This window comes from Streptomyces sp. NPDC020996 (assembly GCF_040641355.1).
Classification (GTDB): Bacteria; Actinomycetota; Actinomycetes; order Streptomycetales; family Streptomycetaceae; genus Streptomyces.
The window spans coordinates 13,451-37,266 of the sequence record NZ_JBFADM010000075.1 but is presented as its reverse complement, the minus strand read 5'-3'; the positions used below and the strand labels follow the sequence as shown (position 1 = coordinate 37,266).

General features: G+C 72.6%; 21 protein-coding genes. 15 read left to right on the top strand and 6 right to left on the bottom strand.

What is annotated here, in order from left to right; translation table 11 throughout:
• Positions 1–265: 265 nt before the first annotated feature.
• Positions 266–2,350: a glycoside hydrolase family 9 protein gene (locus tag AB0G63_RS34275; RefSeq protein WP_360758492.1), complete on the top strand. Its 2,085-nt coding sequence runs from the start codon at positions 266–268 to the stop codon at positions 2,348–2,350.
• 188 nt (positions 2,351–2,538) lie between these two features.
• Here AB0G63_RS34275 and AB0G63_RS34270 read toward each other — a convergent pair whose 3' ends face one another.
• Entirely contained in the window at positions 2,539–4,698 is a 2,160-nt protein-coding gene (locus AB0G63_RS34270) for a SpoIIE family protein phosphatase (RefSeq protein WP_360758484.1), read from the bottom strand.
• Between the two features lie 17 nt (positions 4,699–4,715).
• Between AB0G63_RS34270 and AB0G63_RS34265 the strand changes: the two genes are divergently transcribed.
• From AB0G63_RS34265 to AB0G63_RS34235, 7 genes are all read left to right on the top strand, one after another.
• Entirely contained in the window at positions 4,716–5,276 is a 561-nt protein-coding gene (locus AB0G63_RS34265) for a LamB/YcsF family protein (protein ID WP_360758482.1), read from the top strand.
• Positions 5,233–5,583 carry a LamB/YcsF family protein gene (locus AB0G63_RS34260; RefSeq protein ID WP_360758480.1) on the top strand — a complete coding sequence of 117 codons (351 nt, stop codon included), beginning with the start codon at positions 5,233–5,235 and terminating at the stop codon, positions 5,581–5,583. Before AB0G63_RS34265 ends, AB0G63_RS34260 begins: the two co-directional genes overlap by 44 nt.
• Entirely contained in the window at positions 5,580–6,494 is a 915-nt protein-coding gene (locus AB0G63_RS34255) for a carboxyltransferase domain-containing protein (RefSeq protein WP_360758478.1), read from the top strand. The genes AB0G63_RS34260 and AB0G63_RS34255 overlap by 4 nt, the downstream gene beginning before the upstream one ends.
• On the top strand, positions 6,484–7,494 hold the full coding sequence (locus AB0G63_RS34250; RefSeq protein ID WP_360758476.1) for a biotin-dependent carboxyltransferase family protein: 1,011 nt from the start codon (positions 6,484–6,486) through the stop codon (positions 7,492–7,494). Before AB0G63_RS34255 ends, AB0G63_RS34250 begins: the two co-directional genes overlap by 11 nt.
• A complete protein-coding gene (locus AB0G63_RS34245; RefSeq protein WP_360758474.1) occupies positions 7,491–7,733 on the top strand; it encodes an acetyl-CoA carboxylase in 243 nt (80 codons plus the stop codon). Before AB0G63_RS34250 ends, AB0G63_RS34245 begins: the two co-directional genes overlap by 4 nt.
• A gap of 3 nt (positions 7,734–7,736) precedes the next feature.
• A complete protein-coding gene (locus AB0G63_RS34240; protein ID WP_360758473.1) occupies positions 7,737–9,110 on the top strand; it encodes an acetyl-CoA carboxylase biotin carboxylase subunit in 1,374 nt (457 codons plus the stop codon).
• A 288-nt stretch (positions 9,111–9,398) separates the two neighbouring features.
• Entirely contained in the window at positions 9,399–10,733 is a 1,335-nt protein-coding gene (locus AB0G63_RS34235; protein WP_360758471.1) for a GAF domain-containing SpoIIE family protein phosphatase, read from the top strand.
• Positions 10,734–10,819: 86 nt separating this feature from the next.
• On the opposite strand, the gene AB0G63_RS34230 is transcribed toward AB0G63_RS34235, so the two are convergent.
• The 3 genes from AB0G63_RS34230 to AB0G63_RS34220 form a co-directional block, all read right to left on the bottom strand.
• Positions 10,820–11,023, bottom strand: a complete 204-nt coding sequence (locus AB0G63_RS34230; RefSeq protein ID WP_351890437.1) for a cold-shock protein — start codon at positions 11,021–11,023, stop codon at positions 10,820–10,822.
• A 237-nt stretch (positions 11,024–11,260) separates the two neighbouring features.
• The gene (locus tag AB0G63_RS34225; protein ID WP_360758468.1) at positions 11,261–11,665 is read right to left on the bottom strand and encodes an STAS domain-containing protein; all 405 of its coding nucleotides are present in this window, start codon (positions 11,663–11,665) and stop codon (positions 11,261–11,263) included.
• Between the two features lie 5 nt (positions 11,666–11,670).
• Entirely contained in the window at positions 11,671–12,033 is a 363-nt protein-coding gene (locus AB0G63_RS34220) for a DUF488 family protein (RefSeq protein ID WP_360758466.1), read from the bottom strand.
• A gap of 189 nt (positions 12,034–12,222) precedes the next feature.
• Here AB0G63_RS34220 and AB0G63_RS34215 point away from each other — a divergent pair, with 189 nt between their 5' ends.
• Positions 12,223–13,017 (top strand): uracil-DNA glycosylase, encoded by a 795-nt coding sequence (locus AB0G63_RS34215; protein ID WP_360758464.1) that lies wholly within the window; start codon positions 12,223–12,225, stop codon positions 13,015–13,017.
• 96 nt (positions 13,018–13,113) lie between these two features.
• Here the strand turns inward: AB0G63_RS34215 and AB0G63_RS34210 are convergent, their stop codons facing one another.
• Positions 13,114–14,508, bottom strand: a complete 1,395-nt coding sequence (locus AB0G63_RS34210; RefSeq protein ID WP_360758462.1) for an FAD-binding oxidoreductase — start codon at positions 14,506–14,508, stop codon at positions 13,114–13,116.
• 452 nt (positions 14,509–14,960) lie between these two features.
• On the opposite strand from AB0G63_RS34210, the gene AB0G63_RS34205 reads away from it, so the two are divergent.
• From AB0G63_RS34205 to AB0G63_RS34180, 6 genes are all read left to right on the top strand, one after another.
• The gene (locus AB0G63_RS34205) at positions 14,961–17,840 is read left to right on the top strand and encodes a BTAD domain-containing putative transcriptional regulator (RefSeq protein ID WP_360758460.1); all 2,880 of its coding nucleotides are present in this window, start codon (positions 14,961–14,963) and stop codon (positions 17,838–17,840) included.
• A 389-nt stretch (positions 17,841–18,229) separates the two neighbouring features.
• The gene (locus AB0G63_RS34200; protein WP_360758457.1) at positions 18,230–18,436 is read left to right on the top strand and encodes a hypothetical protein; all 207 of its coding nucleotides are present in this window, start codon (positions 18,230–18,232) and stop codon (positions 18,434–18,436) included.
• Positions 18,437–18,460: 24 nt separating this feature from the next.
• Complete coding sequence (locus tag AB0G63_RS34195) at positions 18,461–19,222, top strand: GPP34 family phosphoprotein (protein ID WP_360758455.1); 762 nt, start codon at positions 18,461–18,463, stop codon at positions 19,220–19,222.
• A gap of 243 nt (positions 19,223–19,465) precedes the next feature.
• Positions 19,466–20,107: a hypothetical protein gene (locus AB0G63_RS34190; RefSeq protein WP_360758453.1), complete on the top strand. Its 642-nt coding sequence runs from the start codon at positions 19,466–19,468 to the stop codon at positions 20,105–20,107.
• 241 nt (positions 20,108–20,348) lie between these two features.
• On the top strand, positions 20,349–21,002 hold the full coding sequence (locus tag AB0G63_RS34185) for a hypothetical protein (RefSeq protein ID WP_360758451.1): 654 nt from the start codon (positions 20,349–20,351) through the stop codon (positions 21,000–21,002).
• Between the two features lie 236 nt (positions 21,003–21,238).
• The gene (locus AB0G63_RS34180) at positions 21,239–22,441 is read left to right on the top strand and encodes a TetR/AcrR family transcriptional regulator (protein WP_360758448.1); all 1,203 of its coding nucleotides are present in this window, start codon (positions 21,239–21,241) and stop codon (positions 22,439–22,441) included.
• A 62-nt stretch (positions 22,442–22,503) separates the two neighbouring features.
• On the opposite strand, the gene AB0G63_RS34175 is transcribed toward AB0G63_RS34180, so the two are convergent.
• Positions 22,504–23,706, bottom strand: coding sequence for an oxygenase MpaB family protein (locus AB0G63_RS34175; RefSeq protein ID WP_360758447.1), 1,203 nt, complete (start codon positions 23,704–23,706; stop codon positions 22,504–22,506).
• Positions 23,707–23,816: the final 110 nt, after the last annotated feature.

The window sequence follows — 23,816 nt, the reverse complement described above, 5'->3', positions numbered from 1 at the left end:
TTTTGTGACCGCCCCTGCCTGATGTGTGGTGGGGTGTGCGCGGTTCGGGACGATCCGACCGGCGCACTCCCCCTGACCGCGGTCCCCTGCGCCACCCCTTGAACTCCCATCCCAGGGAGTCCACCATGGGAGCGCTCCCAAAGATCCCCGCCCTGGGAGCCACCCCACAGTGACTCAGGAGCCGCTCATGCCCCCCTCCTTGTCGTTACGCAGGCGCAGAACCCTCCCCACCTTCCTGCTGGCCGGTTCACTCCTCCTCGGCGGTCTGCTGACCGCACCGGCGGCCGCGGGACTCGCCGCCGCCGCGGCGGCGACCACGGCCGTCCGGGTCAACCAGGTCGGCTATCTGCCGGACGGCCCCAAGCGCGCCACCGTCGTCACCACGTCGTCGTCGGCGCTCACCTGGCAGTTGCGCACCGCCTCCGGCACGGTCGTCGCCTCCGGCTCGACGGTCCCGCGCGGCGCGGACACGCCCTCCGGACAGTCCGTGCAGGTGGCCGACTTCTCCTCGTACCAGGTAACGGGGTCGGGGTACGTCCTGACGGTGGACGGCAGCACCAGCGACCCGTTCGACATCCGCGCCGGCCTCTACGACGGGCTGCGCTCGGATTCGATGGCGTTCTTCTACCACCAGCGCAGCGGCATCGCCATCGAGTCCTCCCTGGTGGGCTCCGCCTACGCGCGCCCGGCCGGGCACCTCGGCGTCGCGCCGAACAAGGGCGACACCTCCGTCCCCTGCCAGTCCGGAGTCTGCGACTACACCCGGGACGTCAGGGGCGGCTGGTACGACGCGGGCGACCAGGGCAAGTACGTGGTCAACGGAGGCATCTCCACCTGGCTCGTCGTCAACTCCTTCGAGCGGGCGAAGCGCGCGGGCACCGACGCCGCGCTGGGCGACTCCACCCTGCGCGTCCCCGAACGCGGCAACGGCGTGCCGGACGTGCTGGACGAGGCGCGCTGGGAGCTGGAGTTCCTGATGCGGATGCAGGTGCCCGACGGCAAGCCGTACGCGGGCATGGCGTTCCACAAGGTGCATGACGCCGCCTGGACCGCGCTGCCGACCCGCCCCGACCAGGACACCCAGGTCCGTGAGCTGCACCGGCCGTCCACGGCGGCGACCCTGAACCTCGCGGCGACCGCCGCGCAGTGCGCCCGCGTCTACCGGCCGTACGACGCCGCGTTCGCCGACCGCTGCCTGGCGGCCGCCCGCAAGGCCTGGACGGCGGCGCAGGCCAACCCCGCGATGTACGCGCCCGATTCGGACAGCACGGGCGGCGGGGCCTACGGCGACACCCAGGTGAGCGACGAGTTCTACTGGGCGGCCGCCGAGCTGTACGCGACGACCGGCGACAGCGCCTACCGGGACGCGGTCACCTCCTCGTCCTGGCACACCTCCGCGAACGCGTTCACGCCGTACGGCTTCGGCTGGGCGGACACCGCCGCGCTGGGCCGGCTCACCCTGGCCACCGTGCCCAACGGGCTGCCCGCGTCCGACCTGGCCCGCATCCGCTCCTCGGTGACCGCGGCCGCCGACGGCTACCTGTCCACGATGGCCGGGCAGGGCTACGCGGTGCCCATCCCCAAGGACGGCTACTTCTGGGGCTCCAACAGCGAGCTCGCGGACAACGCGGTCGTCATGGCCGTCGCCGGCGAACTGACCGGGGACGCCCGCTACCGGGCCGGGGTCCTGGAGGCGATGGACTACCTGCTCGGCCGCAACGCCATCGGCCAGTCGTACGTGACCGGGTACGGCGAGACGTCCTCGCACAACCAGCACCACCGCTTCTGGGCGCACCAGTTGGACGCCTCACTGCCCAACCCGCCGGCGGGTTCGCTCGCGGGCGGCCCCAACAGCGGTCTGCAGGACCCGGTGGCGCAGGAGAAGCTGTCCGGCTGCGCGCCCGCCGCCTGCTACATCGACGACATCGGCTCGTACTCCACCAACGAGGTGGCCGTCAACTGGAACGCCCCGCTGGCCTGGCTCGCCGCCTACGCCGCCGAACGGACGTCCAGCGGCGGCGGTGAAGAGCCCACGGCGTCCTGCGCGGTGACGTACAAGGTGGACAACGCCTGGAGCGACGGGTTCACCGCGACGGTGACCGTCAAGAACACCGGCTCGAGCGCGGTCGGCGGATGGAAGCTGACCTGGAGTTATCCGGGCGGCCAGCGCGTGACGAACGCCTGGAACGCGACCGTCACCCAGAGCGGCGCCGGCGTCGTCGCCTCCGACGCCGGCTGGAACGGGACGATCGCGCCGGGGGCGTCGGTGAGCTTCGGGTTCCAGGGCTCGCTCAGCGGGAGCAACCCCTCCCCCACCGCGTTCTCCCTGAACGGAAGCGCCTGCTCCTGACCCTCGGCCCGACCGGGCGGGCTTCGGGGCCCGGGCGGGCTCGGGGCCCGGGCGGCCAGACCCGGCCGGATCAACGGACCGCCGGACCGCCGCGGACACGCGGCGGTCGGGCGGTTCCGTGCTCGTACGGTGCACCAGGCCCGGCGAGGACACCCGAAGACGGCCGGCGGTGCCGGTCCGCCCGTGGATCAGCGGGCGCGGACGGCCGTCTTCCGGGGCAGGCTCTGCTCGCACCAGATGGTCTTGCCGCGACGGGTCTGCCGGGTGCCCCACCGCTGGGTCAGCTCGGCGACCAGCATCAGCCCCCGGCCGCCCTCGTCCGACAGGCGCGCCCGGCGCAGGTGCGGAGCGGTGTTGCTGCCGTCGGTGACCTCGCAGATCAGTGTGTTGACGTTGAGCAGCCGCAGGCGGACCGGCGGCTCGCCGTACCGCAGTGCGTTCGTGACCAGCTCGCTGACCACCAGTTCGGTGACGAAGCCGAGCTCGTCCAGCCCCCACCGGACCAGTCGTTCCACGGCCCAGGCGCGCGCCGTCGCCACGGCGGCCGGGTCGTCCGGGACGTCGAGGGTGGCCTCCTCGTCCGCGTCGAAGGTGCGGGTGCGTGCGACGACCAGCGCCACGTCGTCCGGGTGGGCCGACGGCACGACCGTCTCGACGACGTGGTCGCACACCGCCTCCAGCGCGTCCGGCGGGTGCGACAGCGCCGAGCACAGCCGCCGCAGGCTCAGGTCGGCGTCGGACGGGTCCAGCAGCCCGTCGGTGTACAGCGCCAGCAGGCTTCCCTCGGGCAGCTCGACCTCGGCCGCCTCGTACACCCCGTTGCCCAGGCCGAGGGGCGGGCCGGGGGGCAGCCGGACCAGCCCGGCCTCGCCGTCGGGTGTCACCACGAACGGCGGCGGATGGCCCGCCCGGGCGGCCGCGCAGGTGCCGGAGACCGGGTCGAAGACGGCGTAGAGGCAGGTGGCGCCCAGTTCGGCGGCGTCCGCGGAGGAGCCGTCGTCCACGGGGGCGCTCTGGTCGACCAGGTCGTCGAGGTGGGTCAGCAGTTCGTCCGGCGGCAGGTCCACGTCGGCGAGCGTGCGCACCGCGGTGCGCAGTCGGCCCATCGTGGCGGCCGCGCCCAGGCCACGGCCGACGACGTCACCGACCACGAGCGCCACCCGGGCGCCCGACAGCGGGATCACGTCGAACCAGTCGCCGCCGGCCCCGCCGGCCCCCTGGGCGGGCAGGTAGCGGGAGGCGGTCTCGACCGCCATCAGCGGCGGCAGCCGGCGGGGGAGCAGGCTGCGCTGCAGGGTCAGCACGGCGGTGCGCTCCCGGGTGAAGCGGCGCGCGTTGTCCAGGCACACGGCGGCCCGCGCCGCCAGCTCCTCGGCCAGCAGCCGGTCCTCTTCGCTGAACGGTTCCTCCCGGAGGCGCAGCAGGACGGTGACGCCCAGCACGGTGCCCCTGGCCCGCAGCGGCAGGCTCATGATCGACCGGTAGTCGTGCTCCCGGACGAGGTCGGCGCGGGCCGGCTGGTCCTTCAGCCACGCCTGCGCGGCGGGATCGGTGAACAGGTGCACCACCGGACGCCCGGCCGCCATGCTGCGCACGGCGGGCGAGTGGGGCGGATAGAAGTCCACTTCGCCCGGCTGCAGCAGAGCCTCGGGGGCGCCGGGGCGTATCGAGTGGTTGGCCACCCGGCGCAGGGCGACCTGCCCGGTGAAGGGGCCGGGCTCGTCGCCCTTCAGCAGGGTGTCCAGCAGGTCGACGTTCACCCACTCGCCCAGCAGGGGCACCAGCTCCTCGGCGAGTTCCTCGGCGGTGCGCCGCACGTCGAGGGTGCTGCCGATGCGGGTTCCGGCCTCGTTCAGCAGGGCCAGCCGGTCCAGTGAGCCGTTCTGCCGGGTCACGTCCTCGGCGGTCAGGCACAGGCCGGTGACGGTGCCGTCCGGACCGCGCAGCGGATGGGCGGCGACGAAGAGGGAACGCTCTCGTTCCGGAGCGGCGGACACCCTGCTGCGGATCCGCGTCGCCGGGGCCGGATCGCCCGAGACGAGCACCTGCCGCATGCGCGCCTCCCAGGCGGCGGTCTGCGGGCCGGGAAGGATCTCCGTCACGCGCCGCCCGAACCAGCTGTCGTGGTCCGGGGCACCGGTGAGCCGGGCCATGGCCGGATTGTGCCGTACGCAGCGCAGCGACGTGTCGTACACCGAGAGGGCGACCGGGTGGTCGGCGAAGAGCCAGTCGAGGACCGCGGCGTCGCTCGGCGGGGACGGCTGCGCGGACGGCGGTACGGCGGAGACCTGGCCGGCCGGTGGATCCTGCGGGGCCAGCTGCCCGGCTCGGACTTCTTCGTACGTCATGCCCGCCGCCTCACCGGATGCTCGTACGCACGGAGCGGGTTCTCCGAGACCTCCTCCCCAAGTATGCGTCCGCCCCACGGCGGCAACAATGCGGTGCTTCCTGTACGCCGCCCGAAAAGGCGGCCGCAATTCGTGCCGTGCAACAATTGTCACGGGATCTCCTGGTGAGTCATGCCGGGCGGCACCGAGCGCGCCCTCGGATCGGGCGGAAATCACGCGTGTCAGGAATCCCTGCGATCGAAATCAATTGCGATATGCGCGAGACCTTCGGCAATTGGATCATGGGACGTGACGAAGAGATGTTCCCGGTGATCATCACGGCGGACATCGCCTGCGGATTCCACGCGGGCGATCCGACGGCCGTGCGGCCGACCAGTCGCACGGCCGACCAGCACGGCATCGCGGTCGGCGCCCACCCCACGACCTGGAGGGTTCGGCCGACGCCGGATCCTGCTCGACCCGTACGCGGTGGGCGCCCTCTTCACCTGCCAGACGGCACACTGCGTGCATTCCCGGATACGGAGGGCATGCCCGATGCACGTCTTGAAACCGCACGCTTTGTCCAGTTGCCTGCGTGACGACGCGGCCGCCGGCCTGGCCCGTGCGCGGGCCGTCCACGCCCTGCCGTCCGACGTGAGCTATGACGACAACAGCACCTTGCTCGTCGAACGGAAAATCATCCGGACCGAGATGGATTACCCGATCGGTCAGGTGCGGAAATTCCTGAAGAGCGGTCAGGTGCACACCGAGGCCGCAACTCTGGTGAACGTGACGGCGGGCAGTATCTGTGTGCACGGCGACGGCGGCCATGCCGTCGAACTCGCGGCGGCGGTCCGGCAGACGGTCGCGGATGCGGGTGTCCCGGTCGAGGGGGTGGCGGCATGACGGCCCGTCCGAGGATGCTCACCGAGCCCCCGAAGGGAACGCTCTACACCTTCGGCGGCGACGAGTGGATCGTCGTTCAGCTGGACGAGGCCATGAGCCTCGACGTCAACCTCAAGGCGCAGGCGCTCACCCGGGCGCTGGCCGAAAAGGCTCTGCCCGGCATCGTGGAGGTCTGTCTGTCGAACGCCTCCTACATGGTGCGCATCGACCCGGACGTCGTCCATCCGGCCGACCTGATCGAGCAGTTGCGGGAGATCGAGGACGCCAACTCGGACTTCCGGTCGATCACCATCCGCACCAGGATCGTGGACGTTCCGGTGCTGTTCGAGGACGAGTGGACGGCTGCGACGGTGCGGCGGTTCCGCGACCGTCACCAGAGGCCGGACCTGACCGACCTGGAGTTCGCCGCGGAGCTCAACGGGTACCGCAGCACGGGCGAGTTGATCGACGCCGTGGTGTCCGCCCCGGCGCTGGTCTCGATGACCGGGTTCGTGCCGACCGTGCCCTGGGGTTACCAACTCGTCCCCGAGGCACGGCAGATCGAGGTGCCCAAGTACGTGCGGCCGCGCACCTTCACTCCGGAACGCGCCTTCTCCTGGGGTGGCGCCTTTTCCGCCATCTACCCGGTGGACGGGGCCGGCGGCTACCAGCTGTTCGGGATGTGCGCCACCCCCATCGTGCAGCCCGAGCAGACCCTGTACGACTTCCGCGGCAGCTTCTCCTTCCCCCGTCCCGGAGACCTGTTCAACTACCGCAGGGTCGAGCGCGAGGAGTTCGACGAGATCCGGGCGCGGGTCGAGGAAGGCTCGTTCCGCTACCGCCTCGAAGAGCTCGGCTTCGCCCCCGCCGAATGGTTCGCCCGTCCCGACGAGACCGTCGCCGCCATGCAGGAGCTGCTCTATGGCGCTTGAGATTCTGCGCCCCGGACTCATGACCACCGTCCAGGACGAGGGCCGCACCCAGGGCTACGCGCTGGGCATGCCGCCGTCGGGCGCCATGGACCGGTTCGGCTACCACGTGGCCAACGCGCTGGTCGGCAACCCGCCCGGGACCGCTGTGCTGGAATGCACCTACCTCGGTCCGGAGGTCAGGTTCTCCGAGGCCACGACCTTCGCCGTCACCGGCGCCGACCTGCCCGTCACCCTAGACGGCGAGGAGATCCAGCCCTGGGCGTCGCACCGGGCCCAGGCCGGTGATGTCCTCGCTTTCGGCTTCCTGAGGTCGGGTGCCCGCGCCTACATCGCGGTCGCCGGCGGCATCGACGTGGAGCCGGTGATGGGCTCCCGGTCCACCTACACCCTCTGCGGGATGGGCGGCTTCCAGGGCCGGGCACTGATGACGGGGGACGTGCTGCCGGTGGGCACGGACACGGCCGGCACACCCGGACGCAGCCTGCCGGCCGGCCTGGTGCCGGACTTCGCCGGTCCCGCCGAGCTGCGCGTGGTGGTCGGGCTGGCCAGCTACCGGGTCACCCCGGACAGCCTGGCGGCGTTCTTCGAGACCGAGTGGCAGGTCACGCCGGACGCCAACCGGGTGGGCTACCGCTATCGGGGCGGCGCCGTGGAGTGGGTGCCGCGCACCCAGCCACGGGGCGCCGGCAGCGACCCCGCCAACGTGGTGGACATCGGCTATCCGATCGGCGCCATCCAGATCCCGGGCGGGACCGAGCCGATCGTCCTGCTCAACGACGCGGTCACCGGCGGCGGCTACGCCACGATCGGCACCATCATCAGTGCCGACATCTCGGTGGCGGGCCAGACCAAGACCGGGGACGTGACCCGGTTCGTTCCCGTGTCCATCGACGCGGCGCTCGGCGCCAGACAAGAGGCCAGGGCCCGGCTGGCCAAGGCACTCGAAGCCGTCGAAGCCCGGTCCGACGGACCGGCCCGATATGGAAAGGACCGCGCATGAGTGAGGAAAAGGCCGTTGCGGCACCGTTCCCCGGCGTGTTCTACCGCCGCCCCGACCCCGAGTCGCCGCCCTACGTGAAGGTCGGCGACGCGGTGGACGCGGGCACCGTGGTCGGACTGATCGAGGTCATGAAGATGTTCCAGGAGGTCCAGGCCGGGGCGTCCGGCCACATCACCGCGGTCCTCGTCGAGAACGAGCAGGCGGTCGACGCGGGCCAGACCCTTGTCACTGTGGGGTGATGTGTGAGCACACCGACGACATCCTTCACGCGGGTCCTGGTGGCCAACCGCGGTGAGATCGCCGTACGCGTCGTGCGCGCCTGCCACGACCTGGGCATCGAGGCCGTCGCCGTCCACTCGGCAGCGGACGCCGAGGCGCTGCACGTCCGGGCGGCCGACGGGGCCGCCCTCCTCGGCGGCCCGCAGGCCAAGGAGAGTTACCTGCGCATCGACCGCGTGATCACCGCCGCGCTGGAGCACGGCTGTCAGGCCGTTCACCCGGGATACGGCTTCCTCGCCGAGAAGCCGGAGCTGCCGAGGGCCTGCGCCGAGGCGGGACTGGTCTTCGTCGGCCCGGGCGCCGAGGTGATGGAGGCCGTGGGCAACAAGGTGCGGGCACGGGAAATCGCCGAACAGGCCTCCGTACCGCTGATCCCGGGCAGCGGAAACCTTTCCTCGGTGGACGAGGCCGTCGCGTTCGCCGAGCGGGTCGGGTACCCGGTCATGCTGAAGGCCGCGGCGGGCGGTGGCGGCCGGGGAATCCGCCGGGCCGACGACGAGCCGTCGCTGCGGACCTCCTTCCCGCAGGCGGTGCGCGAGGCGGGGGCGGCCTTCGGTGACGGGTCCGTCTTCCTGGAGAAGTGCGTGATCGACCCGCGCCACGTGGAGGTGCAGATAGTCGCCGACCACCTCGGGAACGTGGTGCACCTCGGCGAGCGGGAGTGCTCGCTGCAGCGCCGCCGCCAGAAGCTGGTGGAGGAGAGTCCCGCGCCGCGGCTCGCACCGCAGATCCGGGAGGAGCTGTGCGCGGCGGCCGTCCGGCTGGCCAAGCAGGTGGGTTACACGAGCGCCGGCACGGTGGAGTTCCTGGTCGACCCGCATTCCGGGGATTTCTGCTTCATCGAGGTCAACGCCCGGATCCAGGTGGAGCACGGAGTCAGTGAACTCGTCACCGGCGTCGACATCATCGCAGAGCAGATCCGCGTCGCCGCGGGCCTTCCGCTGAGTGTGACGCAGGACGACATCACCTTCCGGGGGGCGGCGATCGAGCTGCGCGTCAACGCGGAGAACCCTCGCCAGAACTTCTTCCCCTCACCGGGGCAGGTGACCCGGCTCAGGTGGCCGGGCGGTCCGGGCATCCGCATCGACACCGGCCTGGAGGAGGGGGACCGGATCCAGCCCTACTACGACTCGATGATCGCGAAGGTGCTGGTGACCGGGCGGACCAGGGAGGAGGCGGTGGCCCGGGCCCGCCGGGCGCTGCGCGAGCTGGCCGTCGAGGGCGTCCACACCACCGCCGAGTTGCAGCGGTCGGTCCTCGACTGGGACGCGTTCACGGACGGCGCCTTCCACACCGGATCCCTGGACGAGTTCATCGCCTCCTGGACCGCGTCCTGACCACCGGCAGGCCTGCACGCCTCTCCCTTTCGGCGGGCCGGCCGGTCCTCGCCCGGCTGGCCGCTGTGCGGCCAGGCGTCCTCCGCTCCGCATGAAGGGTGAGCCGTGGCCTGTCCCGCGTGTGTAGGCCCGCGCGGCAGGGGGAAGCCGGGTGCAGCGGCCCCCTGACCGGCGCGGACGGGCGCGCCACTGCGGCCCGCTCCCGGCCGGGTGAGCGCGCGGCGTGACAAGGCAGGGCGGAAACGGCGAGGACAGTGACGGCGCCCGACGGCGCCGGGAGGAAGAACCATGGCTCACAGCCCGTGGCAGCAGCGGGGGCGGGGCCAGGCCCGGGACGGGGGAACCGCGTGGTCGCCGCAGCTCGCGCTGGACCGGCACCGGCTGCGGCGCCTGCTGGACGCGGTCGGGGCGGTCAGCGCCGACATGGACACCCGCACGGTGCTGCACCGCATCGTGGAGGCGGCCACCGACATCGTGGCCGCGCGTTACGGGGCACTGGGTGTGCGCTCGGAAAGCGGCGAGGTCATCGACCTGATCACGGTGGGCATCGACGACCCGCAGGCGGCCCGCGCCGCCATGGGCCTGCCGCAGGGCCACGGGCTGCTGCACACCCTGGTGGACGACCGGCAGCCGCTGCGGGTGGCGGACGTGTCCGCGCACCCCCGTGCGGTCGGCTTTCCGCCCGGTCATCCGGTGATGCGGACGCTGCTGGGCGTTCCGCTCGTGGTGCGCGGCACGGTCTACGGCGACCTCTACCTCGCCGACAAGCTGGACGGTACGCCCTTCGACGACGACGACGAGGACCTGCTGGCGGCTCTGGCCGGCGCCGCGGGCGTCAGCCTGGCGAACGCCCGCCTGTACGAGCAGCTCAAGCGCGCCACCGAGCACTTCCAGCGCCGTATGCTGCCCATGCTTCCCGACCTTTCGCCGCTCGAGGCCGCGGCCCGTTATGAACCCGCCTCCCGGCTGCTGCGGCTGGGCGGGGACTGGTACGACGCGATGGTCCTGCCCGACGGCGCCACCTGTGTCGTCGTGGGCGACGTGACCGGCCACGACGTGGAGGCCGCCTCGCTGATGGGACAGATCCGCAACATGCTGCGGGCCATCGCTCTCGACCGGTGCGAGCCGCCCGGCCTCGTCATGTCAAGGCTGGACCAGGCGCTGACGAGGTTCGCCGACCCGCCCACGGCCACCCTGGTGCTGGGCCGTATCGAGCGCGGCCGTGCGGAGGGCGGGGGATACAGCTTCGGCTGGAGCAACGCCGGGCATCTGCCACCGCTGCTGGTCGGCGCGGACGGCGGTACGCGTTACCTGGCGCCCGCCAGGCACGGGATCCCGGTGGGTATCGACGCGTCCGTCTCCCGGTTCAGCCACGAACACCCGCTCCCGTCCGGCAGCACGCTGCTGCTGTTCACCGATGGGCTGGTCGAGCGCCGTGACCAGGACATCGACACCGGACTGGGCGACCTGGCCGAGCAGGCCGCGCGTCTGGCCGCGGCCCCGCTGGAGGAGCTGTGCGACACCCTGATCAGCCGAAGCCGGCAGGTGTTCGACGACGATGTCGCCCTGCTGGCCCTGCGCACCCCCTCCGGCGGTCCGCCGTGGATCCGTCCCGGGGCCTGAGCCGGGGCCTGAGCGGGAGGCCGGACACGGAAGCCCGGACGCGGAAGCCCGGCACGCTGCGTGCCGGGCTCGTCCGGGTGCCGGGGTCAGACGACGCGGATGTTCTCCGCCTGGGGACCCTTCTGGCCCTGCGTGACGTCGAACTCGACGTGCTGGCCCTCCCGCAGCTCGCGGTAGCCCTGACCGGCGATGTTGGAGTAGTGGGCGAAGACGTCCGGGCCGCCGCCCTCCTGCTCGATGAACCCGAAGCCCTTCTCCGCGTTGAACCACTTCACAGTGCCCTTGGCCATGTCTGTCTCCTTCGAGGGTGTTCGGTCCCGCACGGTGCTGCGGGTCCGGAGGTGATCGCCCTGGTCCGGAGAGGGCTGCACGGCAAAGCGCCCGCAGGCAAGGTGACCGCGGGCGAACGACTTCGGAACCACGACTGCTCTGTGGATTACGCTAAGCCCTCTTCCGAGGGCACCGCCAGGCCGAAACGCCGTTCGGGCCCGTCGTGCGCAGGTGCACGGCGGAGGCGGTGAGCCTCCTCAGCCGGGGACATGGGGCCAGTGTGCGAGGCTGCCGAGCGAGGGGGCGGTTCGGGTGGCCTCCTCCGTCGAGGGGCAGATCTCGTAGGAGTCGCGCAGGCCGCTGAGGTCGAAGATCCTCAGGGTCCGGCCGGAGGCGGACGCGACGCGCAGTGAGCCTTCGTGCTGCCGGATGCGTTTCGTGATCGCCACGATCACGCCCAGTCCCATCGAGTCCATGAAGGGGACGAAGCCCAGGTCCAGGACGAAGTGGTGGTGTCCCTCGTCGATGAGCTTGATCACCGCTTCACGGATCATGGGGGCGGTGTGGGCGTCCACGTCGCCGTCGAGTTCGACGACGGTCCAGCCGTTCACCATGGTGTAGCTCACGGTCATGCTCTCGTGCCGGACGATGTTCGCTCGCATTGCCGTCACCTGTTCCGGGTCAGCCATTCGGCGAGGACGGCGGCCTGGCTGTGGTCGACGTCCTTGGTGGCGGTCAGCAGCATGAGCTTGTCGTGCGCTGCCAGGTCACGCAGGTGTCCGGCCGCCTCGCGGTGTCCGGCGTCGCGGAGTTCCGCCAGGTAGCGGCGGCGGAACTCGGCGAACCGGCTGGGTTCATGGGCGTACCACTTGCGCAGTTCGTTCGACGGTGCGACATCGCGCAGCCACTCGTCCAGGTGCGCGTCCTCCTTGCGCATGCCCCGTGGCCAGACCCGGTCGACCAGCACGCGCCTGCCGTCCTGCGGCGTGGCGTCCTCGTAGATTCTGCGGCAGGTGATCTGTTCGGCCATGACCGTGCCCTTCCAGATCGGTCGGGACTCCCGGCCCGGGCGGGCAGCTCCAGTCGCTGCCGCGAAGCGCGTGGACCCGACCCGTCCATCTTATCGAGGGGTCAGGCGCATCGGCCGGGATGCCGCCGGGCCGGTCGAGGCAATCCGTCCGGGGCGGCGTCCGGAACGGCGTATCGACGAGGAGGGCACATGCCCGGCGGACGGCCTTCGGCCCAGGCACACGATTTTCCCGCGCGGACGGCGCCCCGGACGCACTCGACGGGCGAACTGGACGCGGCGGTGGCGACGTGCCGGGCGTGCCCGCGGCTGGTGGCCTGGCGGGAGGAGGTCGCGCGGGTCAGGCGCAGGGCGTTCCGGGACTGGGATTACTGGGCGCGTCCGGTGCCCGGGTTCGGCCCGGCGGACGCGTCGCTGGTGATCGTCGGGCTGGCTCCGGCCGCGCACGGCGGGAACCGTACCGGGCGCATCTTCACCGGTGACCCGTCCGGCGACGCGCTGTACGCCGCCCTGTACGACATCGGGCTGGCCTCCCAGCCGGTCGCCGCGCACCGCGACGACGGGATGGAGCTGTACGGAGTGCGGATCACGGTGCCGGTGCACTGCGCTCCCCCGGCCAACCGGCCCACCACGACCGAACGCGACACCTGCCGTCCGTGGCTCGCCCGTGAACTGGACCTGCTGCGGCCGACCCTGCGGGCGGTCGTGGTCCTCGGCGCCTTCGCCTGGCACGCGCTGCTGCCCGTGCTGGCCGGCGCCGGATGGCGGCTGCCGAGGCCGCTGCCGGTCTTCGGGCACGGCGCCGAAGCGCCGGCCGTCGATCCGGCAGGCGAGCGGGAAGTGCGCCTGATCGGCGGTTACCACCCCAGCCGGCGCAACATGTCCACCCGCACTCTCACACCCGCCATGCTCCGCGACGTCCTGCGCCGCGGTGCGGAGGCCGCCGGACTGCCCACCCGGACCGGAGCGCGCCCCCTGGACACCTGAGCGGTGTCCAGGGCGAGCGGATGACGGCGGCCGGGGCACAGGGCAGCCCGGGGTGCGGGGGCGGGCGCCCGTGCGGAGGCGGTGAGGCGGGGCCCGTCAGTCGTCCGAGAGGGCGGGCCCGAAGCGGAAGAGGTTGGCCGGGTCCTCGGCGCGCTTGACGGCGACGAGTCGGGCGTGGGCCTCCGCGCCCCAGACCGCGGCCACGTCCTCCGGAGTGGAGACCGCGGCGAAGTTGAGCAGCGCGCCACCGGTCGACCAGGGCTTCAGCGCGTCGACGACGCCGTTCCCGGCCGCGGGGACCGCCTCCTCCAGGCCGGGCAGCAGCGGGCCGACCACGTGCACGCAGTAGGCGCCGTCACGGCCGGCGACCGCGTTCGGCGGGGTCGCGGGACGGGACAGGGCACCGCCGAGCTGCCGGATCTCCACGACGAGCGGCGGCACGTCGGCCTGCGGGCCCGCCGCGTCGATCAGGGCGTCGACGGTGTCCTCGTCGAGCGAGCGGAGCAGGCTGCCCTGGTGCCAGCCGGGCATGGGGTGCGTGGGGTCCTGGCACACCGAGTCCGTCTCCGTGAACGGCAGCTGCCCGATGTGGTCCAGCACCGCTTCGCCGCTCCGGCGCATGGGCGCGAGCAGCGCCTCGCCCTCCTCGGCCGGGCCGTTGTACGAGTACCGCAGGTGGACGACGAACTTGCCGCGCAGGGGCTCCGGGATCTCCTCCAGCGGCGGCAGACGCAGCAGGGCGACGGAGCTGTGCACCGTCTCGGGCAGCGTCGGCGCCCAGGCGCGGTAGGCGTGCAGCACCGAGGCCGTCGAGGAGGCCTCGAAGAAGATGCCTCCGGCGTACAGGGTGGTCACCGGGAAGAGGCGGACCTCGATCGCGGTGACTATGCCGAACTGGCCCCGTCCGCCGCGGACGGCCCAGAACAGGTCCGGCTCGGCGTCGGCCGTCACGTGCCGCAGGCGGCCGTCGGCCGTCACCAGGTCGAGCGCGACCACGTGGTCGGCGGCGAAACCGTACTCCCGGCTCAGCAGACCGATGCCGCCGCCGAGGGTGTAGCCGACCGCTCCCACGCCGGAGGACGAGCCGCACAGCGGGGCGAGGCCGTGCCCGGCGGCGGCGTCGATGACCTCGCGCCAGCGGGTTCCCGCCTCGATGCGTGCCACGGACCGCTCGGGGTCGACGAGGACTCCGCGCATGCCGCGGGTGCTGATGAGCAGCCCGCCGTCGCACGGCGCGCTCCCGTGCCCGGTGGCCTGGACGGCGACCGGGATGCCCCGCTCGGCGGCCCAGCGCACCGCGACCACGACGTCCTGCGCGTGGCCGGCCGCCACCACGGCGACCGGGCGGTGCACGACGGCCAGGTTGAAGCCGGCGGCCTCCTCGGTCAGTCCGGGGTCGCCCTGCAGGTACACCTGGCCCGAGACCCCGGAGCGCAGCAGCCGTACGTCGTCTTCGGTGAGGGGGCGGTGGGGGGTCACTGGCGTGGGCATCGGTATGTCTCCAGTCCTGAGAAGGGCTTCGAACCGTTCGGCCGGCCCGTCGGCAGGTCTCCTCGTGGAGCGCCTGACCGGGCGGCCGGAACCGATACTGCGGGCCGGTTCTGCAAGGCAGCTGGAACGGTGTTCCAGTGGGCGGCGGCCGGGTTCCAGCGACCTTCAAGGCGGCGGCCGGGTTCCAGTGGCCTTCAAGGCGGCGGCACGGTCGCAGTGGGCTGCGAGGCGGCGGCCCGGGACCGGCGAACGTCCAGGCGACGGCCGGTGGAGACCCCGGAAGCGGGCCGGCGCAGGGCCGTGGCAGGGCTGTGGCATGGCCGTGCGCGGGTCCGCCACCGGGCAGGTGGCCGGATAGTAATGTCACGGATATGTCCGGATGGACGGCAGCCGTTCTGCTTTGGCGACCTTTTCTGGCATTCTCTTGGTCCAATTGAGGGACGGGGCGAAGAATGCACGAGGTCCGCATCGGTGTGCTGGGGCCTGTTTCGGCCAGCGTGGACGGCCGGCCGGTCGCGCTGGGAGGGATACGGCAGCGTGCCGTGCTCGCGGTGCTGGTGGCCGCCCGCGGCCGGCTGGTGCCGCAGGACGTGTTGATCAACGATGCGTGGGACGGCCAGAGCGACCCGACCACGGCCACCTTGCACTCGTACATAGCGGGCCTGCGGAAGGTGCTCGAGCCGGGACGCACGACCGGGGGCTCGGCGCAGGTGGTGGTCCGGGAGGGCCTCGGGTACGCCCTGCGCCTGAAGCCGGAGCAGGTGGACGCGGAGCGGTTCACGGAACTCGCCGCACAGGGCGAGCGCCTGGTGCGCTCAGGGGACCCCGACGCGGCCGCCGCCGTGCTCGGTGAGGCACTCGGCCTGTGGCGGGGACCCGCTTACCACGAGTTCGCCGAGTACGCCTTCGCCGTGCCCGAGGCCGCCCGGCTGCACGGTCTCCGGCTGTCCGCCCAGGAGGACCTGTTCACCGCCGAGCTGGCCCGGGGGCGGCACACCGCGGTGATCGGCGACCTGGAGAAGCACACGGCCGAGCAGCCGCTCAGCGAACGGGGCTGGGAACTGCTCGCGCTGGCCCTGTACCGGTCGGGGCGGCAGGGCGACGCGCTGTCGGCGCTGCGCACGGCCCGCCGGGTGCTCGCGGAGGAACTGGGCGTCGACCCGGGACCGTCGCTGCGCCGCCTGGAGGTGGCGCTGCTGGAGCAGGACTCCTCCGCCGCGCCGCCCGTCACCGGCCCGGTGCAGCCGGTGGACCTCGAGCCCGCGTCTTCGGCACGGCGCGGTCGCCGGCTGCCCCTGGCGCTGACCGGACTGGTCGGGCGGGACGAGGAGCGGGCCCGCGTCGGCGCCCTGCTCCGGGAGAACCGCCTGGTCACGCTCACCGGCGCCGGCGGCATCGGGAAGACCCGGCTCGCCCTCGAGGTGGCCCACGCGCGCGACGACGAGGACGGGCCGTGGCTGGTGGAGCTCGCCGACCTGGAGACCCCCGATCCCGAGCTGCTGGTCGCCGACATCGCCGACGTGCTCGGCTTCCGCGACGCCACGACGGCGGAGCGCCTGGCGCAGGTGCTCGGCGCCCGCGGCACCCTGCTGCTCCTGGACAACTGCGAGCACGTCCTGAGCGCCGCCGCGAGCACCGTCGCCCACCTGCTGTCGCACTGCCCCGGACTGCGGATCCTCGCCACCAGCCGGGAGCCGCTGAGCGTGGCGGGCGAGGTGGTGTACGAGGTCGGGCCGCTGCCGCCCGACGCGGCCCGGGAGCTGTTCTTCGCCCGGGCGGCCGCCGCCGTTCCCGGCTGGGTGCCGGACACCCACGAGATCGCGACCGGCGAGGCGATCTGCCAGGAACTCGACGGGCTGCCGCTGGCCATCGAACTGGCCGCCGCCCAGTGCCGCATGCTGGCGGTGGACCAGATCGCGCAGGCCCTCGACGATCCCTTCGCGGTGCTCGTCGGCGGCCCGGAGACCGGCCCGGCCCGGCACCGGGCGCTGCAGACCACCGTGGAGTGGAGCCACCGGCTGCTGAACCAGCCCGAGCGTGAGCTGTTCTACCGGCTCAGCGTGTTCGCGGGCGGCTTCGACCTGGACGCCGCGACCGCGGTCGGCGGCAGGCCGGTGCTCTCCGACCTGTCCGCGCTCGTCCGCAAGTCCCTGCTGGCCACGGTGGCCGGCAGCCGGCCCCGGCGCTACCGCATGCTCCAGACCCTCAAGGACTTCGCCCGCCGCAAGGCCGATCCGGCCGTGCTGACCGCCGCCCAGTCGTCGCACCGGTCGTGGGTGCTGGGCCGGGCCGAGGCGGCCGAGCAGCTGCTGTACGGCAAGCACGCGCGGGCGGGCATGGAGCAGACGACCCGGGACCTGCCGGAGATCAGGGCGGCGTTCACCTCCGCGCTGCTGGCCAGGGACTCCGAGTACGCGCTCCGCCTGGCCGGCGCCCTGCACCGGTACTGGTACCGGTGGGGTCACATCGCCGAGGGCCTGGGCTGGCTGAAGGCGGCCCTGGACATCTGCCCCGAGGGCGCGCCGGGTCCGCGGGCGCGCGCCCTGATGGGCGTGGGGGCGCTGTCCTACCTGCTGGGCGACTTCGCGACGGCGGCCCAGGCGTCGGCGGAAGCGGCCCGGCACGCCCGGGAGGCCGACGACCTCAGGTCCGAGGCCGGGGCGCTCGCCTACCGTGCGCTGTTCGAGGGACTGCTGGGCAAGCCGGGCAGCGAGAAGATCGCCGAGGGCGCGGTCGAACTGGCCCGCGCGTCGCAGGAACCGTGGCTGGAGTCCGAGACGCTCATGGTCCTCGGGATGCTGCTGCGCATGACGGGACCGGGCGACCGCGCACGGGAGATCCTGACCCGGTCCAAGGAACTGGCCAGGGCCTGCGGTCACCGGTTCGTCCAGGCTTCGTCCGCCTGGCTGCTGATGAAGAGCGACATCGCCGAGGGCCGCCCGGCCGAGGCGCTCGCCGCGGGCGTGACCGCCCTGCGGGTGATCGAGGAGGAGGGCGACGTCACCGGCTGGCTGGCGATCGCCCACGCCACCGCCGCCGCGCTGACGCTGACCGGGCACCAGGAGGCCGGGGCCATGCTCCTGGGCGTCGTCGAGGAACAGGGTTCCCGCATCGGGTACTCGCCGGTCCTCATGGACCCCGTCGACGGGCCGGGGCACGCCAGGCTGGTACGGGAGGCGCTGTCCACGGAGGACTTCGTCCGCTGCCACGAGGCGGGCCGGAAGATGTCGCCCGCGGACATGAACGAGTACATGTATCGCTCCGTCACCTCTCTCGGGGCGGGCGCGGACCTGGAAGCGGGAGTGGAAGCGGACGTGCGTCCTCGTCCGTGACCGGCACCGGTCCGGCCGCCGGGGCGCCCGTCCCCGGCCGTGACGCGGCCGACGGTGGTGAGGCACCCCCGTACCCCACCACCGTCACGCTTCCGCGTGGGTCCGGGCGGCTGTGCGCCCGTACCCGGTTGCGGTACGTCCCGGTGGTGAGGCACCCCCGTACCCCGCCACCGTCACACATCCCTTTTCCCGGACACCATGCTGGCTACCCCGGCTTGGAGTTGGCTGGAAAGCCGGGACCGGCGGGCCGTGGGCCGGTTCCAGCGGCCTTGCAGAGTGGATCTCCATGCTCCGGCTACGGCCGCCCGGACGGCGCGCGTGTCCGGCCTGCCCCGAGCTTCGCCCGGTCCGAACGCCGGACCTGCCGCTCGACGGAGGAAGGAAACGCCGTGCCGAACACCCGCGTGCTGTCCCTCGACGACCTGGCCGCGCTGTGCTCCGGCGTGGCGGTGCGCTGCGCCGAGGCCCTGGGGCTGCCGGTGACGGTCCGGCGGACGGGGCAGGGGCCCGTGCAGAAGCACGGGGGGCTGCTCGTCACGACCGGGCGGACGCGGTCGGCCGGCCCCGCGCCGGCGGTCGCCGCGTACGCCGCCTGACCGCTCCCGCCCCGAAGGAGAGACATGTCCGCCGTGCCGTCCACCACCCTTCCCGAGGACCTGCTGCTGCTCCACACGCATCCCCGGACCGGAGCCCTGAAGCCACCGCGTCATACCGGTCTGCTGCTGGCCGGAGCCATGCTCACCGAGCTGCTGCTCCGCGGGGCGCTCACCGTGCGGGGCTCCCGGGTCGCGCTGGAACGGCAGGCGGGGACGGCCGGCCCGCGGTCCGCCGGGCCGTCGCCGGCCGACCCGTTGTCCGGCGACCCGCTGCTGGCGGAGCTGCTGCGGCGGCTGCGGGACGCCGGTGGCGGATCCCGGTCGGCGGGCCTGGAGCACTGGGTGCGCGAGGCGGCCTCGCCCAGCACCGACGTCGGCTGGCTCAAGCTGCTGACCGCCCGCGGCCTCGCAGCCCGACGGCCCCGGCGCCTGCTGGGCGTGCTGGACGTCGGCGGCGACCGGTTGCGGGCGGACCCGGGCTGGTCCGCGCGGCTGGCCTCCCGGGTCGCGGGTGCCGTCCGGTCCGGGAAGGGGGGACCGGCGGCTGGACCGTCCGACGCCCGCGACCTCCATCTCGCCGCCCTGATCGGGGCGAGCGCGTTCGTGGACCGGCTGCCCGCGCCGTTCCGGGACCGGGGTCTGGTAGATCCGGTGATGGACCTCGCCTTCGAGCTGCCGATCGCGGACGCCACCAGGGAACTGCTCCAGGCCGCCGGTTCCGGTGGCCGCGGCGACGGCATCGATCTGACCGACAACGACTGGGGCTTCCTCAGCGACAACAGCTGAGTCCCCGTCACCGCGACCGCTGCGGAGGACCGTCGGCCCGGGTCCTCGAACCGGCCCGGAGCCTTGGATCTGCCTGGGCCCTTGGAGTCGGCTGCAAGCCGCCCGGCACCGGACACCCGTCCTCTGCAGCCGCCTTACAGCAGGTGGCCGGAGACTCACACTCATCGGGACCCGGGCCACGCCTCGAAGGCCGGCGCCTGGCCTTCCACTTGATCCGTTCGATCCGCTCTGAGGGAGAAACCCATGCACACCGTCCCCACCGCCCCGGCCCGCCGCGCCGCTGCCGCCGCCCTGGGTCTTTCGCTCGCCGCGCTCCTGGTGGGCTGCGGCCCGACCGGGGACGACGGCATCGCCGGCCCGGGCGCCGCGACCCCGGGCGCCGCAACTCCCAGTGCGGCGACCTCCACCGCCGCGGCCGGCAAGCCCTCGGGCAAGGTCTCCGCCCAACTGGTCGGCGAATGGCAGGAGCCGTCCGACTACCTGACGCTCGGCAAGCGCAACCTGGACATCTACGACCCGCAGTCGGGCTGGCCGTCCGATCCGGACGCCGTCCGGGCCGGCAGCGGCATCCGTATCACCGCCGACGGCCACTACGTCTGGTCCGGCTACACCGCGACCAACATCAGCGGCAGCGCCTGCCACAGCCGGGCGCTCACCTACCAGCGCGGCAGGGCCACCCAGGACGGACAGACGATCATCCTCGAGCCGGAGATCAACCGCCAGGCGTACCAGGGCGGTTGCAACAGCGACTCGGACATGGACGCGGAGCAGGACCACTCCCCGCAGCGCTGGGGATGGCAGCGCACCACCGACGACCAGGGCCGCGTCCACCTGAAGCTGATCTCCGTGGAGAAGAGCCACGACTACGTCCTCGTCACCGACTGAGAACCGCGCCACCCCCCACGCCACGGGGAGGGGAGCCCTTGACGCTCCGGCCGACGGTTTCCAGCGGATTCCAAGCCGGTCCGCGGATCATGGGCGCGTCGCGGAACAGCAGCGACATCAGGTTTCCCGGAACCATCCATGCCCACCGGGTCGTCCAGTCAACCGAGTCCGGACGATCTACGGAAAGTCCATGAAACACATTCGAACGACGAGGACTTCGGTCCTCACGGGGGAGTCATCCATGCGTGTCCGACGCGTTCCCGTTCTCGCTGTGGCCGTCATCGGCGCGGCCCTGCTCACCGGCTGCCAGCCCAACGACATCGAGGCCGACCCCAGCCTCACCGCCGGTGCTTCGCCAGCCGCGTCCAAGCCGTCGGACAACCGGCCGCCCGCGACCGACGCGCCCCCGTCCCAGGACGGCACTCCCTCCTCGGCGCGGCGCGTCGTCGACGCGCCGCAGGCGGGCGGTCTGCCCAAGGCGACCGGCAGGGCGCAGCTCACGGACGTCCCCGTCGATCCCGGCGACGTGCGGGACAACATGAACATGGTGGAGCAGAAGTACCTGCGCAAGGACTCGCAGGGCCGGCAGGCGAACGTGCTCGTCGTCGCCGTGGACAACGTCCCGGAGGAGACCAGCAAGCGCCGGGAGTACCTGTTCCGGGGCATGCTCGACTACCTCAAGTGGGAGGGCACCCCGCCGCAGGCCCAGCCGATCGGCGACGTCGGCCCGCTCGGCGGTTCGGTGGAGTGCCTGCTGGCCTCCTTCGTCGAGGACGGCGACGTCGTCTGCGGCTGGGCCGACGACACGACCGCCGGAGTGGTCCACTTCCCCAACAGCACCGTTCCCGAGGCCGAGAAGCTGATCGTCGCGATGCGCGCCGACCTGGAGAAGTGAAGCGCCACGGCTGGACGTCACGGCTGAACGCATCGGCTGGACGCCACAGCTGAACGTCAGGGCCGAAAGGCGGCCCGCACCGGTTCGGTTCCGGCCGGTGCGGGCCGCCTCACGTGTCCACCGCGCCGCGTTCCGCGCCGCCGTCTCCGGCTCCCCCGGATCCCCGCGCCCCCCGGCATGCGGTCCGCACCCCGAGGGAGCCGGCCCTTCCGGCGGCGTGTGATTGACTGATCCGCATGGCTCCCGCCTCCCCATCCGCCCGATCGGCCGCGGCCGCGGCCGCCGATCCGGTCACGGCCACTCGGCCCCGCAACCGCAAGCAGCTCATCGTCGACGCGGCCGGGCGGGTCTTCAGCGAGCGCGGCTACCACAAGGCGTCCATGGAGGAGGTCGCGGCCGGCGTGGGTATCACCGCGGCCGCGCTGTACCGGCACTTCCCGAACAAGTACGCGCTGTTCGCCGAGTGCGCGCACGTCATGGCGGACAGACTGGTCGCCGCGCTGGACGAGGTGCCGCCCGGAGCGGCCCTGCCGGACGTGCTCAGCGCCGTCGCCCGGGTCACCGTCGCCCATCGCGCGTCGGGCGGCGTGTACCGGTGGGAGGCCCGGTACCTCAACCGCGAGGACCGCCGACGCCTCGGGGTGACGTTCGGCCGCCTCGTCAAGCGGGTCGACGAGGCGGTGCAGCGCGAGCACCCACTGCCCGACGAGCGCCTGCGGGCCATGGCCGCCCTCGGCGCGATCGGGTCCATCACCATGCACCACACCTCCATCGCCCAGCGCCGGGCCGAGGACCTGCTGCTGGCGTCCGCGCTGCGGGTGGCCGCGACCGATCCGGCGGCGGGCCGGCTCGGCGCGCACCCCGTCGAGCTGCCCGCCCGGCCCGTGCCGCGCACGCGGCGCGCGGAGATACTCGCGGCCTCCATCCCGCTGTTCGCGCGGGACGGGTTCGCCAACGTCACGAACGGACAGATCGCGGAGGCGGTGGGACTGACCCCGTCCGCGCTCTACCGCCACTACCCGGGCAAGATCGACATCCTGGCGGCGGCGTGCCTCCAGGCGGCGGGACTGCTGGCCCAGGGGGTGGAGCGGAGTCTGCACGAGGTGGCCGACCCGCACGACGCCGTCGTCGCGCTGGCAGCGACGTACGTGGCCTACAGCTTCGAGTACACCGAGCTGAACAGCGTCGCCGAGGCCGAGCTCGCCGGCCTGCCGGACGACCTGCGGCGGCCGCTGGTCGTCGCGCAGCGCGAACACATCGCGGTCTGGGAGCAGCAGTTGCGGCTGGCCCGTCCGGAGCTGGACCCGAGCCGGGCCCGGGTCCTGGTGCACGCGGGGTTCGGCGTGGTGGTCGAGGCGGGACGCAGACTGCGGTGGCGGGACAGCCCCGAGCATCGTGCGGCCGTGACCGCGCTGGTCGTGGGCGCTCTGGGGCTGTGAACGGCACCCGCCCCTCGGCCCGGCTGCCATGGGGCGGGCAGGAGTGGCGTCGGACCGAGGGCTCAGTCCGGCCTGTTCCCGGTGGGGATCGTGATGGGGGTGCTGGTCCCGGAGGTGCCCTTGTTGAGGAACAGCATGGCCAGGGCGCGCACGAACTGGTCCACCATGTAGAAGGTGGCGGGCATGACGGGCGACAGCCCCTCGCGGAACAGGATGTACGCCGGCCATGCGGTGCGGACCAGGGCCGCCGCCGCGTAGTCGCGCTTCAGTCCCAGCCAGTCCCCGACCTCGTCGCTGAGGACGTAGCGCACGAACTCGTTCAGGAAGCCACGCGTGACGCCGAGGTCGATCTGTGCGGTCAGGCCGAGCAGGTCCTCGGCCAGTTCGATCCCCTCGGTCGTCGGGGTGAGGATCGGGGTGAGCACCTGCGCCGACTGCTTGTCGGCCTCCGCCCACGTCTGCGGGATGTACTCGTCCGGCACGCCGAGCAGGTGGATGGCGACCTGCCAGGAGTGCAGGAAGGCCTCCTGGTCCGCGGCCGGGAACGGGATCTTCCACTCGAGCAGCTTCCGGTGCACGTAGGTGCCGAGGCTGTGGAAGGTGACCAGGATGTCGGCGGCGCTGATCGGGACGGTCTCGTCGGCGACCGCCCGCCAGTGCGGCGACTGCGGCAGCAGGTGCCGCACCGCGGCGTGCACCACGCGCGTCTTGTTGGCGGTGACGACGAACTGTCCGGTCGGCTGGAAGGCTCCCAGCTGGGACAGGTCGTATCCGAAGGTGAACGTCTTGGCCGCGCGGTCCTGCATGTTGGCGCCGCCCGCCGACCAGTAGACGCTCTTGGCCTCGCGCGGGATCACGGTGCTCATGATTCCGCTGCCGAGGCCGTACAGCATGAACAGGTACGTGTCCCTGCGCCGGTTGAAGTCGGCGGCGCGGGTCAGCTTGGTCTGGTCCGCCCAGGAGGGCAGCTTGTTGACCTGACCGAGGTATGCGGCGAACTCGGCCGGCAGGCCGCTGGGCAGCGGGTCGTTGTTGTTCACCCACGACGCCCACGCCGTGTTGATCGCCGGCACGTGTCCGTTGTCGATCATCGACGCCATCAGCGGGTCCGCCAGGTCGTCCCAGATCCACTGCGGACCGGTCCCCGCGGCGGCGTCCGCCGTCACCGAGCCTGTCGACGCCCACGCCGGGGCGGAGTTCGCCACGCCCACGAGGCCGAGTGCGGCACCGAGCGACAGAAGCTTGCGCCTGCTGAGGTTCTCCATTGACTTACCTGCTTCCCTGATGGGCCAGAGGATTTCAAGTGCCGTCACTTACTGGTGAATTGCGCGACTGATGCATGACGAACGTCGCCTCACTGATGTGATTTCCGATT